This window comes from Streptomyces soli, from assembly GCF_003999195.1.
In the GTDB taxonomy this organism is placed as follows: Bacteria; Actinomycetota; Actinomycetes; order Streptomycetales; family Streptomycetaceae; genus Actinacidiphila; species Actinacidiphila soli.
This window is the reverse complement of record NZ_RJVR01000264.1, coordinates 16,421-32,661: the sequence shown is the minus strand read 5'-3', so window position 1 is coordinate 32,661 and position 16,241 is coordinate 16,421. Positions and strand designations below refer to the sequence as shown.

Here is a 16,241-nt window from a genome sequence, read left to right as displayed (position 1 = left end):
AAGCGCGTCAAGCGGCTGCCCGTCATCGACGCCGAGGGGATACTCACTGGCATCGTCAGCCGCAGTGACCTGCTCAAGGTCTTCCTGCGGCCCGACGACACCGCCCTGGTGCCCGTGGCGGCCCGGCTGGCCCGCGCCATCGAAGGCGTCGTGGACATCAGGTGCGAACTCACCGGCCCAGTATCCGAGCGGATGGGCCCGCCTGGGGTGGGACCGATGTTCTGACCGGCGCGTATGACGACAGCGGCCCGGCGTCGCCAAACGCGCCGCCGGGCCACGACGCTCCGACTCCGCTGAGCGGCTACGCGGTGCGGTGGCCCCACTTGGGGCCGACCTCGGCCCACTCGCTTTCCCACTCCGCCGCGCGGCGCCGGTCCAGCCGCACCCGAACCAGCCAGCGGCCACCCAGCACGAGCAGGCAGGTGCTGGTCGCGGCGAACGAACCCATCACGATGCCCTGGGCTCTGGCCGCGTCGGGAGTGGCCGGGGGATTCTGCAGCGCACCGTGCTCGTCGAGCCAGATGGTGACGCGGGCGCCGGAGTCGGTGCCCGGCTTGACCAGGGCCCGACCGGTGCGCGAGGAGCCGTCAGAAGCCGTCCAGCGCACCGTCGCACGCACCCGGCCGTTGTCCGAACCGGTGTAGAGGGCCGCGGTCGCGGGGGCATTCTCGGTCAGTACGGCGGACGCGCGGTGCCAGTCCTGGCTCTCCCGCAGCGTGGCCGCCTCCACGCCCACCGCGGTGGACGCTCCGACCGCCGGAGCGCCGATGGCCAGCAGCACGCCGGCCGCGACGACGGCCCACGCCTCCGCCACGTCCGAGCCCCGCCTGAGCGGGTTGCGCCGCCAGCGCCAGAGCCTCACCTTGGTGGACATCGCTGTACCCCCTTCCGAATGTACAAAGACCGTCGCACGCACGCGACGCGGGGCAGAGAGGCCGACCAGGTCCCCGTCGAGGGACATCCGGCCGTCGGCGGAGCGGGAGCATGGGACCGTTCGGCCCTGGTGCGGCACCGGCCAGACGGTCCACGATCGTTTCAAGGGACGGGCCCACGACATCGCGAGGGACGGACATGACCGAGGCACGGGAATTCTCCCCGCGGACACCGATCCGGGTGTTCCTGCTCGATGACCACGAAGTGGTCCGGCGCGGCGTGCACGACCTGCTCGACGCCGAGCCCGACATCGAGGTCGTCGGCGAGGCAGGGACGATCGACCACGCCCTCGCACGGGGCCCGGCGCTGCGGCCGGACGTCGCCATTCTGGACGTACGCCTCCCGGACGGGGACGGGATCACGGTGTGCCGGGAGCTGCGTTCGCGCATGCCGGAGCTGGCCTGTCTGATGCTCACGTCCTTCGATGACGACGATGCGCTGCTCGACGCGATCATGGCCGGCGCGGCCGGCTACGTCCTCAAGCAGATCAAGGGCTCCGACCTGATCGCAGCCGTACGCACCGTGGCCTCCGGGCAGTCGATGCTCGACCCCGCCACCACCACCCGACTGATGAGCAGCCTGCGCGGTGACGACGCCCCGGCCGAACCCCAGGACGAGCTGCTGTCCGGCCTCTCCCCGCGCGAACGCGAGATCCTCGGCCTGATCGGCGAGGGACTGACCAACCGGCAGATCGGCTTGCGGCTCTATCTGTCCGAGAAAACGGTCAAGAACCACATCTCCCGCCTCCTCGCCAAACTCGGCGTCGAACGCCGCATCCAGGCCGCCGTCCTGGCCACCCAGGCCGGCCCGCAGCCCGCTCCCGAACACCGCCCGCGCTGAGATCGGGACCGTCCGGCACAGGGGCGAGGACGAACGGTCCCTCCCGGAGCGTCTCCCGGCCGCAGCAGCCTGAAGTCAGTCCGGGCCGGGAGGTGCACGACATGCGACCGACAAGCCTCGACGCGGCGACCCTGGAGAAGCTCATCTCCGCCGGGGTTGCGGCGCCCTCGATCCACAACACCCAGCCCTGGCGTTTCCGCCTGGACCCTGACACCGCCACGCTGGAGGTGCGCGCGGCCGCCGAGCGCGGACTGCGCTTCACCGACCCGATGGGCCGGGCTCTGCACGTCTCCGTCGGAGCCGTCCTGTTCAACCTGCGGGTCGCCGTCGCCCACTTCGGCTGGGAGCCGGTCGTACGCCTGCTGCCACGCCCCGGCGAGCCGGAACTGCTCGCCTCCGTACGGCTGGCGGGACCGGCCCGGAACGGCCACCACGGCGACGATCTGTACGTTCTCCGGACACCCCCTACCGCCGCAGCTGCTCGCCGAGCTGACCGAAGCCGCGCACGCCGAAGGCACGGTGTTCTCGGTGCCGGACCGGGACGTAATCGGCCGCCTGCTACAGCTCACGGCGGAGGCGGAGCGCCGTAACACCAACGACCCCGACCGGCGGGCGGAGAGCCGCGGCTGGATCCGCGAGGGCGCCCCCGACGGCCTGCCCGGATCCGCCCTGGGCCCGCAGGATGCGACCGGACGGCTGCCCCCGCACGACTTCTCCGGACTGCGGCCCGCGAACCACCTGCCCTCAGCGGTCTTCGAGCGCACGCCGACCATCGCCGTACTCTCCACCGCCCACGACAGCCGCGCCGACTGGCTGCGGACCGGCCAGGCGCTGGAACACGTGCTGCTGGCCGCCACCGCGCGATCCGTACCGGCCTCACTGCTGCACCAGGCCCTGGAATGGCCCGACCTGCGGTCGACGATGCGCGACATAGGCGGCGGTCCGACGCACGTGCAGATGCTGATCCGGCTGGGCTACGGCCCGGCCGGACCGGCCACTGCGCGCCGGCCGCCGCGGGAGACGTACGTGGACTGAACCCCAGGTCACCCAGTGGCCAGCGGCACACGCCATGCGAGGCGTGTGCCACCACCGGACGGTGAGTCGAGGGTCAGCCCGCCGCTCAGCTCCTCGGCCCGCTCCGCGAGATTCCGCAGCCCGCTGCGGCGGCCACCGTCCTTGGTGCCCACCCCGTTGTCCGCCACCGTCAGGGTCAGCTCACCCGAGCGGACCACGAGCGAGACGTCGGCGGCGGTCGCCTGCGCATGCCGTGCGACATTGGCCAGCGCCTCCCCGAGAACCGCGACCACATGGTCCCTGACGGGTCCCGGTACGTCGGTGTCGACCAGCCCTTCCATGCGCAGCGCCGGAGTGAACCCCAGCGTGGGGACGGCCTCCTCGATCACCCTGACGGTACGCACTCGTAGCCCCTGGACCGCAGGGCCTCCCTCGTGAGAGCGCAACCCGAAGATTGTGGAACGGATGATCTTGATCGTCTCGTCCAGGTCGTCCACCGCCCGCAGCAGCCGCTCGTTCGCCTCCGGGTGCTCCACGAAGCGCACCGCGCTCTGCAGCGTCATCCCGGTGGCGAAGAGCCGCTGGATCGCCAGGTCGTGCAGGTCCCGGGCGATCCGGTCCCGATCCTCGTACAGGGCGATCTGCTCCGCGTCACGGCGCCTCTCGGCCAGCTCCATCGCGACCGCGGCCTGCCCGGCGAAGCCGAGCAGCGGTGCCGCCTCGGCATGTGTGAACGCGGCTGCCCCCTCGATCCGGGCCAGCAGCAGAACACCCCGGACGCCGTCGCTGGTCCCCATCGGCACTGCGACCGCCGGGCCGAGTCCCGCCCAGCGCGGCGGTCCCGCAGTGATCCGCGGGTCCTTCGCAACGTCGGCGCTGGTGATCGTCTCCGAGGCCGCGATGGCGGCGCCCACGAACGAGCCCTCGCGGGGCAGCACCAGCCCGCGATGGGCCTGGGCGTCTGTGCCCGTGGCCAGGGCCACCTGGAGATCCTCGGACCCGTCGAGAGGCACCGCCAGGACGCCCAGATCCGCGCCGAGGATGGCCCGGGCGTGGTCCACGATCAGCTCCAGGACCCGTGTCTCGTCGATCCCGGACAGCAGGCTGCTGGTGATCGCCGCGTTCGCCTCCAGCCATCGCCGGCGCAGCTGCGACTCCTCGTACAGCCGAGCGTTCTCGATAGCCACCCCGGCCGCCACCGCGAGGGTGGACAGCACCGTCTCGTCCTCGCCGTCAAACTGCTGGCCGCCCCGCTTCTCGGTCAGGTAGATGTTGCCGAACACCTCGTCCCGCACCCTGATCGGCACCCCCAGGAACGAATGCATCGGCGGATGATTCGCCGGAAAGCCGTACGACGCCGGATGCTCCGAGATCTCCTCCAGCCGCAACGGCTCCGGGTGCCGGATCAGCTCCCCCAAAATCCCGTGCCCCGACGGCAGCGGACCGATCGCCTCGATCTGCTCCTCGGACACCCCGACCGGCAGAAACTGCGACAGCCGCTCCGACTGCTCCTCATCGATCACCCCGAGCGCCCCGTACTCGGCGTCCACCAGCACCACAGCCGCCTCGACGATGCGCCGCAGCACCTGGGGCAGACCCAGCTCCCGCCCGACCGACAGCACCGCCTCCAGCAGACTGTGCACCCGGTCCCGCGTACCGCGCACCGCGTTGATCCGGACCTGCAGTTCCTCCAGCAGCTCATCCAGCCGCAGCCGAGGCAGATGCTCACTGTTCCCGACGCTGCCCTCGCCCACCGGATCCTCCGCACAGGCTCGCCAGACCGCACACGCATACTCCACAGTAGCCACGCACTGGACCGCAGCAGTCGGTCCCTGATCACCTGCACCTCGGGGAACCGGGCACGCCGGGCTCTCTGATACCTGCCCGGGCCTGCTGCGCCTTGGGGCTGCGAAAGCCGGCAAACAGTTGCCCCTCCGTCCCCGGCACCTGGGCCGACCGGCCCTGTGGCACCGAACCCACGCGCAGACAAAGCTGGTAGTGACTGCGAAGCTGACCAGGAGTTCTGTTGTCACCAGTGTCAACATGCTCGACGGCAGGAGGTCGACGGTAGTGAACGAGAACACGGCACCGTCCGACGGACGAACCGGGACGCCATCCCGCCAGGCCGACCTGGCCAGGCGCATCGCGGTGCGGTGCGAGCAGCTCGGGCTCACTCGGGAGGAAGCGGCGAATCGGGCCGGGATGTCCCCGCGCTACCTCCAGCAGGTGCTGGACAGCGGAGCCGACTTCGACCCCGCCGGCCTGCTGCGGCTGGCCGTGGCACTGGAGATGACCTATCGAGAACTGCTGGAAGGCCCCGCCACCCCGCCCCCCGGACAAGCGCCGGCAGCCGACCACCCGATGCTCATGAAACTCACGACCCGCGAATGCTGGGACCGGCTCGACACCCACGGCATCGGGCGGGTGGCACTGTCCGTCCGCCCAGGGCCATCCGTCCTCCCGGTCAACTACACCGTCGACGGCGGCACGGTCGCCTACCGCACCGACCCCGACGGCGCAGCGGCCGCCGCGCCGGGCGCCGAGGTCTCCTTCGAGGTGGACCACGTGGATGAGCACCTGCGTACGGGCTGGAGCGTCCTCATCGTCGGAACGGCCGAACACGTCACCGATCCCGACGCCGTGCAACGCCTCACGGAGCGGGCCGGCACCAAACCCTGGGCGGGCGGCAGACGCGACCTCTGGATCCGCATCGTCCCCGCCGACATCACCGGCCGCCTCATCCGGACCGTGTGACGCCGCCGAGGCCAGGGGTACCGACATAGTCCGGGCGACGACGAGCAGTCCCAGCCGCTCAGCCTCGGCGCGGGAGACGGGGTGGATGGATACCCGAATACCTGCAAGCGGAGTAGGCGTCCTGACTTCGACAAAGTCTGGCCAGGTCCACCCCGCGCAGCACGATAACCTCACGCCATACCGGCTCTCGGCCACACGCCGCGCCAGTACGATCCCCTACGTCTCCAGACGCGCCCGCAGCTGCCCGGGCCAGCCGGAAGGAACCGGCGCGAGCGCCCTCAGCGGGGCCGACTGACCAGCCCTTCGGGAACTGATTTTGAATCAGCCGGGAACACTCACCTCGCGCATGCCATATATCGCAAGGTTCAGCGGATTGTGTCGGTTGACCGATGTACCGGGTGCGTCGGTCTGCGGTACGGACATCTGGCTCGGGCGCCGTGCGGTTCGCCTTCCGCGAGGCCGAGGCGCGCAGCTGTGCCCTGGACGCGCTGCGGCCTGCCGCATCCCGGCCCAAGAACATGCCGACCACTCGCTCATCGCCGACGATGCCTCACGGGCACATGAGGAACAGGCCTCGACCGTCTCACCGAGATGCTGCGCGGGGCAGTGCGGGACCATCCCCACGTCGAGGTACACCGTCGGCCGGTCGAAGGCCCCGCCCACATGGTCCTCCTGGACGCCTCGGCCGATGCCGACCTGATTGTCGTCGGCGCTCCGCGGCGGCACGGCCACTTCGGCGTGCAGCTCGGCAGGGTCGCCCACGCCCTGCTGCATCACTCCCAGTGCCCGGTTGCCGTCATCCCGCAGTGAAGTGAGAACGGCGGATGTCGCAGTGAGAATGTCGCAGTGGACATGGGAGTACGAGGGCTACGCGGCCCCGCTGCCGAACGGTTGGGCGAATCGCCGTGCACGCTCGGTAACGGCTGCTTCGCCACCGGTGGCGCGGTGCGGGGGCGACGCCTGGCCGCGCCGAGGCGCCGCCCGTGCGGAGCGTCGAGCTGACATCGGGCGAGGCGCTGGAGCTGCTGGGCGGTGTGGCCTGGGGGCGGGTGGTGTTCTCCGAACGCGCGCTGCCCGCCGTCCGACCCGTCAACCACATCCTCGACGACGGGCACATCATCATCCGCGCCCACTCCGGCGCCGCGATCCTGGGCCCGGCCGGTGCCGGTACGGTGGTGGCGTACGAGGCGGACCGGATCGACGACGCCGACAACACGGGCTGGAGCGTGATCGTTACCGGCACGGCCACCCTGGTACGCGACGCAGAAGAGCTGGCCCGCTCCCTGCTGTACCCCTGGATCATTGACGCCGGAATGGAGGACGTCGCGCGGATCGGCACCGACATCGTCACCGGTCACCGGCTGGTGCGCGGTCCCCGGTGAGGATCTCCTGCCGGATGGTCCCCGGTGAGGATCTCCTGCCGGATGCGACGGCGTACCTCGTTCGTGAGCCGCTCCAGCCGCTCGGAGGCGGTGGCGCGCGGTGCCACGGGGGCGCGCAGGGCGCGGGCGGCCGTCGGCAGGCCGGCCAGGTCGGCGGTGAAGACATCCCGGGTCCCGGCGAGGGGCGGGCGGGGCCCAGTCCGGCGCCCGTCCGCCATTACGGTCCGCAGGAGCGGCTCGGCTCCGGGCGGCACCGGCTCGTCGCGCAGGCCGATGACATCCGCGCACCCGGGGCGGCGGAAGACCTGCTTGGCGCCCGGGCTGGTCACCTTCGCCGACGACAGCTTCATCAGCGGGCGGCCCTGGTAGGCGACCAGCTTGTACGCCGAGTCCAGGTAGGGGGCGTCAGCCGACACCCCGACCTTGGTGCCGACGGCGAAGACGTCGATCGGCGCGCCACGGTGCAGGAGACGCTCGATGGCGAACTCGTCCAGGCCGCCGCTGGCGACGATCCGCACATCCGTCAGCCCCGCTCCGTCCAGGATCCGCCGGGCGGCCACCGCGAGGGCCTCCAAATCGCCGCTGTCCAGCCGGATGGCGCAGCCCGGGCCACGGTTCAGGTCGCGCAGCACCCGCGCGGCGGTGTGCACGCCGGCCTCCGTGTCGTAGGTGTCGACCAGGAAGGTCACCGGCCCCGGGTGGGCGTCGGCGAACGCGCGGAACGCGGTCTCCTCGTCCGGGAACGCCTGAACGTACGAGTGGGCCATGGTGCCGACCGCGGTCAGGCCGTACGTGGCGGCCGCGGCCACGTTGCTGGTCCCGGCGAATCCCACCAGGGCGCCCAGTCGGGCGGCCTGCTCGCCCGCTTGCGGGCCGTGGGCGCGGCGCAGCGAGAAGTCGATCACGGGCCGACCGGCGGCGGCGATGACGCACCGGGCTGCCTTCGACGCCACCGCGGTCTGGTGGCTGACCAGGTTCAGCAGGTACGTCTCGACCAGCTGCGCCTGCGGCAGCGGCGCAGTGACCTCCACCAGAGGCTCCCCGGCCAGGACGATCCGGCCCTCGGGGACGGCCCGCACCTCTCCGGTGAAGCACAGGCCAAGCAGGGGCGCGAGATCGGCCTCCGGCCGGTGGAGCGCGTCGGCGAAAATCCCGACATCCCGGGCGTCCACGTGCAGTCGCTCCAGGTAGTCCAGGGCCGGTTCCAGGCCGGCGGCGACCAGAAAGCCCCGGTTCGGCGGCAGGTCCCGGACGAACAGGCTGAAGGTCGCGGGCCCGGTCATGCCCGCCCGCAGGTACGAGTGGACCATGGTCACCTCGTACAGATCGGTCACGCATGCGTCGGACATGGCGATCTCCGGCGAGTACTCAGTAGGGCAGCCGACGGCCGGACGGCGTCCGCCGGTCCATCGGCCGCGGCTCGTGAGGCGGAAGGGTCGCCTTGACGGGCTGGATACGTATCACTACGGCCCACCTCCTCCTCGACGGTCGCAGCGAGCTCATCGCTCACGTCACGACCGTGTCTCGCGTCCCAGCCTCTCGCCTTATCCCTGGTGCTGGTATGGGGCGATGGTCCCCCCGTCCATGGTCGCACCGGTCCCGGGTGGAAGGGGCCGACCCGCCGCATGGCGCCCGGCACCCAGCGGCGCCAGGCTGGAAAACGAACCACCGGCGGAACCGAGACCACCCGGAGGCGAGGATGACGCATCCGCACGGGCGTCGGCCGATCGTGGTCGGCGTCGACCCCGACCCGGCTCGGCGGGTCGCGCTGGCCTGGGCGGCCGACGAGGCGCACCGGCGCCGTCTGCCGCTGCGACTCGTGCACGCCCAAGGTGTGCCGACGGCCGGTTACCGCACGACGGAGCCGCACCCCTCATGGGAGGAGTGGAACGCGTCCTTGCACGCGTCCGGTGAACGCGCACTCCAGGAGGCGGTCACTTTCGTCGAGGCCCGCCACCCCAGCGTGGAGGTCTCGGCGCTGCTCGCGGAGGGCAACACGGCGTGGGTCCTGCGCGAACAGGCCCAGGACGCCGCGGCAGTCGTACTCGGCTCCTGGCACCTGACCTTCCAGCAGGAGCTGTTCACCTCCGCCGCGGTGTCCCTGCCGGTGATCGCGCACGCCCGCTGCCCGGTGGTGGTCGTCCGCGAGGCCGAACACCTCACCCAGCAGCCCCCGTTCTTCGTCGTCGGCGTCGACGGCAGCCGTGATTCCGCCACCGCGGTCGACTACGCCTTCGACGAAGCCGCCCTGCGGGGCGCCGCCTTGCGGGCCCTGTACGTGTGGCACCCGCCGCTCCTCGGGGTCCTGGACGAGCACGCCGCGGAGCAGGAATGCCGCAGACTGCTCTCGGAGACGGTGGCCGGCCGCGGCGCCGCCCATCCCGACGTGGAACTGCACCACGAGGTCGTCCACGGCCACCCGGTGCAGGCCCTGACCGAGGCGTCGGAGCACGCCCTCGGCCTGATCGTCGGCACACGCGGCCACGGCGGATTCACCGGCATGCTGCTGGGCTCGGTCAGCCAGGGCGTCTTGCATCACGCCCGCTGCCCGGTCATCGCCGTTCCCCATCCAGATCTGGAGGGCGAGTAGGTACGTGCACGGACGGGCGCCGACGCCTGTGGCCTATGCGTGTTCCAGCCACTCGCGCGACGCTGAAGGGGAGGACCGACGGAGCGCCGCTGAAGTCAGGAGCTGGTCATGAGCACTTCTCTCGCACCCACAGCACCGGCTGACGTGGCCCGCGCGGTGTTCGAGGCGCTGGCTGTCGGTGACCTGGACCGGATGAGCGAATTCTCCCACGAGGAGGTCGTCGTGGATTTCGTCCCCATCGGTGAGCTGCGCGGGCCGGCGGCCGTACGAGCGTTCTTCGCGCAGCTGCGCGCTGCCGTCCCGGATTTCTCGATCACCGTGGAGGACGTCATCGGCGACGGTCACGGCGCGGCCGTCAAGTGGCGGACGACCGGCACGTTCGCCGGCGAGTCGTTCCAGGGCATCGAGGCCACCCACCGGCGCGTCGAGCTACGAGGCATCGACTTCATGGAGATCGACTCCGGACGCGTTCGTCGCAACCGAGTTGCCTATGACGGCGCCGACTTCGCCCGACAGATCGGGCTGCTGCCGCCCCGCGGCTCGGCCCCAGACCGTGCCATGCTTGCGGCTTTCAACGCCAAGACCCGCCTTGTCAGGCACTGGCACGACAGCAGGCAACCAGACCACCAGTGAGCCACTGCGTCACCCAACGCGGACTGGGCCCTGATCGTCGTCTCAGCATGATCGAGGAGGGAACGGAGGCCGGCGGCGCCGCCGGCCTTGCTCACCGTCCGGCCTTCGACGTCGGCCGCGGCGCTCGCCAAGGTCAGCGGCGACATCGCCCGCATCCCCACACAGGACCTGCGTACCGCCCCGGCGTTAACGCGTTCTTCTTCACCCCCGCCCGGGGCCCGCAGGCTGACCCGGGGCCCGCGCAGTGGCCGGCACGGGGCGGCGAACTCGACGACGGGTGCGGCGTGCGGCGGTGCCGGGTCCCGGGGCGTTCCCGCTACTGCCCGTGGTAGAGCCGGTCCAGGCTGACCAGGACCACCTCGCCGCGTTCCTCCGCCGCGCGCAGTTCGGGGCCGAAGCCGGCGCCGCTGTAGCAGGCGGAGCCGGCCTGGCTGACATCTTCACCGCGTGCGTCGAGCAGGGTCAGAATGTGACGGAGCCGTTCCTGGTGGTGGACGTCCATGACTTCGTTCCAGCGCGCGAGCCCGACCGACAGCAAGATTCCGGAACGGCCGCCTGCCCGGCCCGCGATCGTGGGGAAGGTCGCCGGGGCCGCGAACCTCAGGGCCCAGTCCCGGCAGATCTGGGCGAAGTGCGGGCCGACCACCCAAGAGTCGAAGACGGTGCGGGACCGCCTCCACACCTCGGCGACGCCTCCTGCTCCAGCGCCGACCGGTTGGGCCAGGCGACAGCGTGGTCGAAGGCGAGCAGCGTCAGGTTCGGCCGGAAGGTGTCGGGCTCACCGTGCAGCAGGCCGCGGTCGTGGAGCAGCGCGAGGGCCCGGGATACGTCGGGCAGGGGGCGGTCCAGGCATTCGGTGACCTCACCGCGGATCGAGCACCCCGAGGCGATGGCGACCAGCGCAGAGTGGCACAACGCACGGTCCCAGTGATCTGTCTCCTCCTCCAGCAGATGACGGGCCTCTCCCAGAACAAGGGCGTACGGGGATTGAGGGCGGTCCGGCACACCCAGGCGTCGAAGTCGTCCACACCGCACGGGGCGTCGTCGGACCCGAAGTCACGCCGATAGGCCGGGGTTCCCCCCACCACGGCGTGCACCAAGCAGCGCCAGATGGGGATCGTCGATGTCCCACAACCGCGCGGCCTGCCGAAAGTCCAGCGGACCCACGACCAGCTCCAGGCCGGCCAGCTCGCGCAGCGGCGAGGAGCTGCTGAACAGCCTGCTCATGACGGAGGCGGCGCTGCCGCTGAGCAGCAGGCGTGCGCGGTTGTGCGGCGGCCCATCCTGCAGGCGGTGGTAAGCGCTCTGGATGACGGAGGGCAGCGCGGGGCTCTGCCGCACCAGGTCGGGGAACGCATCCAGGACCGCCGGCAGCGGCCTCTCGTCCCCGAGGGCGAGCAGGGCGTCAACAGCTTCCTCCCAGCGCCGCCAGCGGCCCGGCCGCGCAGCGCCGGTGTGCCGGGCGAGTTCGTCGCCGAGGCGGTGCAGTGACTCCGCCTCGGTGGCTTCCTGCGCGCCGAAGTAGAAGCCTCCGGTGGCCTTGGCCAGTGCTTCGAGCAGGTAGGTCTTCCCCTGCCTGCGCCGTCCGGAGACGACACCGAGCGTGGGCCCCGGCTGCGGGTCGCACGCGAAGGCCACAAGGGCCTCCCACTCGGCCTCGCGGTCGAACATCGCCTCCGGTTTGGCGTAGTGGGCGGCATCGGATCGCTGCACGGGCCGCTCCCATCGCTCGGTATGGCCGGACCGCGTAGTGTCCGGAACGCCTCCCGGGCTACAGCCTGTAAGCACGGCCCTGGTGGCGCCATTCGTCCACATCCGGTGACAGCCCCGCGTCCATCGCGCGGATGCAGGGGCGGCCGATGTGGCGCGTACATCACCCGCCGTACCCCGTGCCGGACGGCCTGGACGCCGACCTCCCGCAGGCTCGCGTGGCTGCCCACGCCGCCGCGGAACCGGATCGGGAGCCAGGCCTTCAGCCGCCCGGGCGGGTCGGCGCCGGGACTGCCGTCGAAAGCGCCCCGGTGCCGGACAGCCCGAGTCAGGGGTCCGAAGGTCCCGGGTACGCCGCGAATGGCCTTCATTCCTTGATCAGCGGCGACTGAGCCGGCTGGAACGGGGCCGGGGCCTTGCGGGCGGCGTCGACAATGGCGGCCAGGTCCACCAGTTGCTGGGTCAGCCGCCAGAACAGGTCGTCGAAGGAGACCATGCCGACGAGCCGGCCCCCGGCCACGACGGGGAGGTGACGCGCCTCGATCGACCGCATGGCGTGCAGGGCGGCCGGCATGGGTGTGTCGGCCTCGACGGTCACCGGGTCGGTGGACATGACCATGTCCACGCGGGTCTCCGGCGACAGGCCGTTCGCCATCGCGCGTACGACCAGATCGCGGTCGGTGACGACACCGATCACGTGGTCGTCGTCGTCCACCACGGGCAGGGCCCCGACCCGGGCGTGGTCCATGTGCCGGGCCGCTTCTTGCAGTGAGGCCGTCGGTGGAACACTGGCCGGCGGGGTGCTCATCGCGGATGTGATCACCATGGTGGGGGTTCCTGCCTCTCGGAGATGGGGCGGCGGCCCGGCGCCCGTGAAGGAGCGAGCATGTGGCCGCCGGCACCATGGGGCCGTGCCTTCACGCATGCCTTGGACGACATGTCTTGGGCCAGGAAAAGGTCGTGTGCCAGCCGCGCGGGCCCCCGCACGGCCTGTTCCGCCTCCTCCGTGTCCTCCACCAGCATCGCTCCGTCCAAGGAGTGTCCGCTGGAGCCGAACGGCCCCATTGCGCGGCATCCGGATTCTCGGAGGAACACCACGCCGACACCGCGAGGGCGAAGTACGGCGCGTAGATGATGGCCATCACCGTCGCGACCGACACGAGGCACGCGAGAAAGGCGACCACGGCGGGCACATACAAAATCGCCCGCGCCGTGTCCTCGAATACATGCGAAGACACCCTTTCGGGCCCTTTCGGGTCCTGGCCGCCGCCGGCACTGTGCTCCTGACCGCGCTGCTGGTCTGGGGTCCCTTCCCGGTCGACATGATCGGGGCGGGCGTCCGGGTGGGCAACACCACCCCGCCGTCGGTCGCGCTGCTGGCGTTCGCCGCCGCCGAGACCGGAGTGCTGCTCACCGTCGAGCCGGCCCTGCAACGCATGCTCGCCAGCCCCTCCCGGTAGCGGCGGGTCTCCCGCCTCAACCGCGCAGTCATGACGGTCTACTTGTGGCAAGTGGTGCCGGTGATCGTCGTGGCCATCACGCTTTACCCCACTGGAGTCATGCCCCAGCCGGGCATCGGGTCGGTGCAGTGGTGGGCCCTGCGCCCAGCCTGGATCGGCCTTCTGACCGTCGTGCTGGTGCCGCTCACCGCCGGTGTCATGTGGGCGCAGCGACCGCTTCGCTTCCTGCCTGGGGGTGGGATCTGCCGGGTGGTGGTCGCCTGTGCTTCTGCTGTTCGGCCTCGGGGCCGCCGTGGCGGCGCTCGCCAGGATCGCCATCGGCGGATTCGCCCCCGCCGGGCATCTGCCTGTGCTCGCGCTGACGCTCTACGCTTGCGGCCTCATCGCCTCGCTGCTCTCCGGCGGCCCGCCGTCTTGTGGTGCCACCGCCGGTTCCCCGGCATCAGGGCACCGCGCCGCCGAATAATCACTCTTGGTGCGCCTGTCGCACCGTCGGCAAGCCCTGATGATGTGCTGACAAGACAATGATCCGGGCAGGAGGAGAGTCGTGGACACCGTCGCCCTCAGGCCCCGGATGGCACCGGGCCTGCCTTGGTCCTGCCGCCAGCCCGGTCCGTGCGCACGACGAGTCCGCCGTCACCCGGCCCACGTGGGCCCTCGCCGCCCGGCGACGGTGACGGCCGATGCCTGAGCAGCCGGAATCAGAGACGGCTCGTCGTGAGGGCTGGGAGGCGGCCCGTCTCGCGCGGCCGGGCCCTGTGTGGTGGCTGGGCGCCGGCCTTCTCGTGGCAGCCGCGGTCCTGGTCGCCGTTTTCCGGCGGCACGAACTGGCGCAGGCATACCACCTCATCTCCCGGGTGCGCCCGGGACAGCTGGTGGTTGCCGTGATGTGCGAGGCGCTGTCGATCGTGTGCTTCGCCGCCGTGCCGCACTGGCTGCTGCAGGCGGGCGGGGTGCAGTGGAGCCTGCGGCGCATGACAGCGATCACGGTGGCCGCCAACGCCGTGGCCGGCGCACTGCCCGGCGGAGCGGCCTTCTCCAGCGCCTGGGTCTTCCGGCAGCTGCGCCGCCGGGGCGTGGAACAGGTCCTCGCCGTCGCCGTGCTGGTCGTCGCCGGTGCGCTGTCGGCGCTCGGCCTGTTCGTCCTGATCGTGGCCGGCATGTTCACCGCGGGCTCGGCCGGGGCCGCTGCCGTTCTGCGCCCTGTGGCCGGTGTGCTGGTGCTGGCCCTCGTGATCGGTCTGGTGATCCTCAGCCTTTCCCGCTTCGCGGGCTTCCGCGGCGCGGTGCGGCGGGCCTGGACGGGCGCGGGACTGCGGTCCAGACGTGTCCAGCAGTTTCAGCAGGCGCTGGCGCGCCTGGTCGACCAGGCGCGGAGCCTGCAACCCGGCTTCCGACCGTGGCTGCGGCCGGCCGCGCTCGCACTCATGAACTGGTCCTTGGACGCCGCCTGCCTGGCCGCCTGCGTGTGGGCGCTGGGCATCGGCCTGCCCTGGCACGGGCTGTTGCTCGCGTACGCGCTCACACAGATCCCCGGCAGCCTGCGACTGACCCCCGGCAGCCTGGGTATCGTCGAGGCCAGCCTGTCTGCTCTGCTCGTCCTGTACGGCCTGCGGCCGGGACCGGCGATCGCCGCGACCCTCCTGTACCGCGCTATCAGCTACTGGGCGCTGCAGCCCATCGGCTGGGCGAGCTGGGTCGGCGTGACCACCCAGCGCTGCAACGCGACTCCCGGCAACCGAAGGTGGCGTTGGAGATCCCGGCAGCGATCCGCCGGGCCGCCTCCGGGGTGAGAGACCGGCGCCGCACGTGCCAGACCTCCGACCGGCGGGCACACCGCGGTACAGCGGCGGCCGCCCTCGTCCCAGCAGACACGCCCCACAGCCGACGCAACGGCATCGGGGCCGGCCCGCCCACCGCGGATGACGGCGGCGCCGACGATCCCGACGACGTCAGAGCCGGGACTCGCGGAGCGTGCGGCACGCACCGACCGGGGACAGCCGTCCGGCTGTCCCTCTGTTTCGCGGGCCTGTGAGGAGGGACGGAAGATGCCTCGAACCCTCGACGTCCAGGGCCCGCCGCCAAGGAGTGGAGGCTGCGGCTGTACCTCTGCGACCAGGACTCGGACACCACGGCGCGGGTGGTCCTGAACACCAGTGACAACGTGCTGGAGAGCCGCGCTGAGGCCCACCGGAACCGATACGGAACGGCGGTGCCCCAGATCGGCGACGAGTTCGCCGGCCGGTTGATCGCCCGGGTGCGGTCCGCGGCCAGGTCGTAGCGGCGGGCGGTGAGGATGCGCAGGTCGACCGATTTCGTCACCGGTCTGCATCGGGTGCAGGTCGCGGCGCATGCGGGCCTGGTCGGCGATGACGTAGGCGTCCTTGGCGTCGGTCTTGCCGTCGCCGCGGTAGGAGCCGGAGGCGTGGTGGACGGTGCGGCCGGGGATGTAGAGCAGGCGCTGGCCGCGGTTGACCAGCAGGGCGATCAGCAGGGCGGCTCCGCCGGAGTTGAGGTCGATGGCCCAGGTGACGTCCTCGCTCAGCTCCATGACGTCGCCGCAGTGCACCGGCGCCGACCGCCCCCACACGGCCAGTGCGTCGCCCCGGACTCGCCCGGCCAGCGGTCGCCAGCAGCCCCGGCTTGGCGTGTCATGGCCCGGCCTTACCGGGAGCGGTCCGTCTACAGGTCCTGGGAGAGCAGCAGTTCGTGGGCCAGCCGGGCGCCGCGGGCTGCCTCTTCCGCCAGGGGCACGTCCTGGGACGGGATCTTCTCCAGGCCCTGGGCGAGCGCCCGGATGGCCTCGGCCAGGGTTGCCACCTGCGATTCCAGCAGACTCAGCCGAGCCTCCGGGCCTCCTTCGTCGGGAGCGGTCGGGCGGGTTCCGGTGTCCGGCTGACGGGAGTGGTTCTGGGTCATCGTGGG

18 protein-coding genes and 3 pseudogenes are annotated in these 16,241 nt (G+C 71.6%); 13 read left to right on the top strand and 8 right to left on the bottom strand.

Going from position 1 to position 16,241, the window contains the following annotated elements:
* A partial coding sequence (locus tag EFK10_RS28350; protein WP_127358501.1) for a CBS domain-containing protein occupies nucleotides 1-225 on the top strand: 225 nt, incomplete at its 5' end.
* Nucleotides 226-301: 76 nt separating this feature from the next.
* Here EFK10_RS28350 and EFK10_RS28345 read toward each other — a convergent pair.
* Nucleotides 302-874: an Rv1733c family protein gene (locus tag EFK10_RS28345; RefSeq protein WP_127358500.1), complete on the bottom strand. Its 573-nt coding sequence runs from the start codon at nucleotides 872-874 to the stop codon at nucleotides 302-304.
* Between the two features lie 197 nt (nucleotides 875-1,071).
* Here EFK10_RS28345 and EFK10_RS28340 point away from each other — a divergent pair, with 197 nt between their 5' ends.
* From EFK10_RS28340 to EFK10_RS52825, 3 genes are all read left to right on the top strand, one after another.
* On the top strand, nucleotides 1,072-1,773 hold the full coding sequence (locus tag EFK10_RS28340) for a response regulator (RefSeq protein WP_127358499.1): 702 nt from the start codon (nucleotides 1,072-1,074) through the stop codon (nucleotides 1,771-1,773).
* A gap of 101 nt (nucleotides 1,774-1,874) precedes the next feature.
* Complete coding sequence (locus EFK10_RS52830) at nucleotides 1,875-2,363, top strand: hypothetical protein (RefSeq protein ID WP_322973421.1); 489 nt, start codon at nucleotides 1,875-1,877, stop codon at nucleotides 2,361-2,363.
* The gene (locus EFK10_RS52825) at nucleotides 2,302-2,808 is read left to right on the top strand and encodes a hypothetical protein (protein ID WP_322973420.1); all 507 of its coding nucleotides are present in this window, start codon (nucleotides 2,302-2,304) and stop codon (nucleotides 2,806-2,808) included. The genes EFK10_RS52830 and EFK10_RS52825 overlap by 62 nt, the downstream gene beginning before the upstream one ends.
* An 8-nt stretch (nucleotides 2,809-2,816) precedes the next feature.
* Here the strand turns inward: EFK10_RS52825 and EFK10_RS28330 are convergent, their stop codons facing one another.
* Nucleotides 2,817-4,541: a sensor histidine kinase gene (locus EFK10_RS28330; protein WP_240677516.1), complete on the bottom strand. Its 1,725-nt coding sequence runs from the start codon at nucleotides 4,539-4,541 to the stop codon at nucleotides 2,817-2,819.
* Nucleotides 4,542-4,857: 316 nt separating this feature from the next.
* Here EFK10_RS28330 and EFK10_RS28325 point away from each other — a divergent pair, with 316 nt between their 5' ends.
* The 3 genes and pseudogenes from EFK10_RS28325 to EFK10_RS28315 all read left to right on the top strand — a co-directional run bounded on the left by EFK10_RS28325 (nucleotide 4,858) and on the right by EFK10_RS28315 (nucleotide 6,923).
* On the top strand, nucleotides 4,858-5,541 hold the full coding sequence (locus EFK10_RS28325; RefSeq protein WP_240677515.1) for a helix-turn-helix domain-containing protein: 684 nt from the start codon (nucleotides 4,858-4,860) through the stop codon (nucleotides 5,539-5,541).
* A 419-nt stretch (nucleotides 5,542-5,960) separates the two neighbouring features.
* A pseudogene (locus EFK10_RS48880) lies at nucleotides 5,961-6,351 on the top strand (universal stress protein); the annotation flags it as partial.
* Nucleotides 6,352-6,524: 173 nt separating this feature from the next.
* Nucleotides 6,525-6,923 carry a pyridoxamine 5'-phosphate oxidase family protein gene (locus EFK10_RS28315; RefSeq protein WP_240677514.1) on the top strand — a complete coding sequence of 133 codons (399 nt, stop codon included), beginning with the start codon at nucleotides 6,525-6,527 and terminating at the stop codon, nucleotides 6,921-6,923.
* Here the strand turns inward: EFK10_RS28315 and EFK10_RS28310 are convergent.
* Nucleotides 6,896-8,272 carry a nicotinate phosphoribosyltransferase gene (locus EFK10_RS28310; protein WP_127358497.1) on the bottom strand — a complete coding sequence of 459 codons (1,377 nt, stop codon included), beginning with the start codon at nucleotides 8,270-8,272 and terminating at the stop codon, nucleotides 6,896-6,898. The two genes, EFK10_RS28315 and EFK10_RS28310, sit on opposite strands and share 28 nt — an antisense overlap.
* Before the next feature lie 350 nt (nucleotides 8,273-8,622).
* Between EFK10_RS28310 and EFK10_RS28305 the strand changes: the two genes are divergently transcribed.
* The 3 genes and pseudogenes from EFK10_RS28305 to EFK10_RS51005 form a co-directional block, all read left to right on the top strand.
* Complete coding sequence (locus tag EFK10_RS28305) at nucleotides 8,623-9,513, top strand: universal stress protein (protein WP_127358496.1); 891 nt, start codon at nucleotides 8,623-8,625, stop codon at nucleotides 9,511-9,513.
* Between the two features lie 108 nt (nucleotides 9,514-9,621).
* Nucleotides 9,622-10,146: an ester cyclase gene (locus tag EFK10_RS28300; protein WP_127358495.1), complete on the top strand. Its 525-nt coding sequence runs from the start codon at nucleotides 9,622-9,624 to the stop codon at nucleotides 10,144-10,146.
* An 81-nt stretch (nucleotides 10,147-10,227) separates the two neighbouring features.
* Nucleotides 10,228-10,382, top strand: a pseudogene (locus EFK10_RS51005) (zinc metalloprotease HtpX); the annotation flags it as partial.
* Between the two features lie 80 nt (nucleotides 10,383-10,462).
* On the opposite strand, the gene EFK10_RS52820 reads toward EFK10_RS51005, so the two are convergent.
* The 3 genes from EFK10_RS52820 to EFK10_RS47840 all read right to left on the bottom strand — a co-directional run bounded on the left by EFK10_RS52820 (nucleotide 10,463) and on the right by EFK10_RS47840 (nucleotide 12,682).
* A complete protein-coding gene (locus EFK10_RS52820) occupies nucleotides 10,463-10,828 on the bottom strand; it encodes a hypothetical protein (RefSeq protein WP_322973419.1) in 366 nt (121 codons plus the stop codon).
* A gap of 374 nt (nucleotides 10,829-11,202) precedes the next feature.
* Entirely contained in the window at nucleotides 11,203-11,859 is a 657-nt protein-coding gene (locus EFK10_RS52815) for an AAA family ATPase (protein ID WP_322973418.1), read from the bottom strand.
* 364 nt (nucleotides 11,860-12,223) lie between these two features.
* Nucleotides 12,224-12,682 carry a CBS domain-containing protein gene (locus EFK10_RS47840; protein ID WP_164836175.1) on the bottom strand — a complete coding sequence of 153 codons (459 nt, stop codon included), beginning with the start codon at nucleotides 12,680-12,682 and terminating at the stop codon, nucleotides 12,224-12,226.
* A 400-nt stretch (nucleotides 12,683-13,082) separates the two neighbouring features.
* Here EFK10_RS47840 and EFK10_RS28280 point away from each other — a divergent pair, with 400 nt between their 5' ends.
* The 3 genes from EFK10_RS28280 to EFK10_RS28270 all read left to right on the top strand — a co-directional run bounded on the left by EFK10_RS28280 (nucleotide 13,083) and on the right by EFK10_RS28270 (nucleotide 15,109).
* Nucleotides 13,083-13,316, top strand: coding sequence for a hypothetical protein (locus EFK10_RS28280; protein WP_127358493.1), 234 nt, complete (start codon nucleotides 13,083-13,085; stop codon nucleotides 13,314-13,316).
* Between the two features lie 262 nt (nucleotides 13,317-13,578).
* Nucleotides 13,579-13,782, top strand: a complete 204-nt coding sequence (locus tag EFK10_RS28275) for a hypothetical protein (RefSeq protein WP_127358492.1) — start codon at nucleotides 13,579-13,581, stop codon at nucleotides 13,780-13,782.
* A gap of 217 nt (nucleotides 13,783-13,999) precedes the next feature.
* Entirely contained in the window at nucleotides 14,000-15,109 is a 1,110-nt protein-coding gene (locus EFK10_RS28270; protein ID WP_127358491.1) for a lysylphosphatidylglycerol synthase transmembrane domain-containing protein, read from the top strand.
* Nucleotides 15,110-15,557: 448 nt separating this feature from the next.
* On the opposite strand, the pseudogene EFK10_RS28260 reads toward EFK10_RS28270, so the two are convergent.
* A pseudogene (locus tag EFK10_RS28260) lies at nucleotides 15,558-15,876 on the bottom strand (IS110 family transposase); the annotation flags it as partial.
* A 122-nt stretch (nucleotides 15,877-15,998) separates the two neighbouring features.
* Nucleotides 15,999-16,235 (bottom strand): hypothetical protein, encoded by a 237-nt coding sequence (locus tag EFK10_RS52300; RefSeq protein WP_127358490.1) that lies wholly within the window; start codon nucleotides 16,233-16,235, stop codon nucleotides 15,999-16,001.
* Nucleotides 16,236-16,241 lie beyond the last annotated feature (6 nt).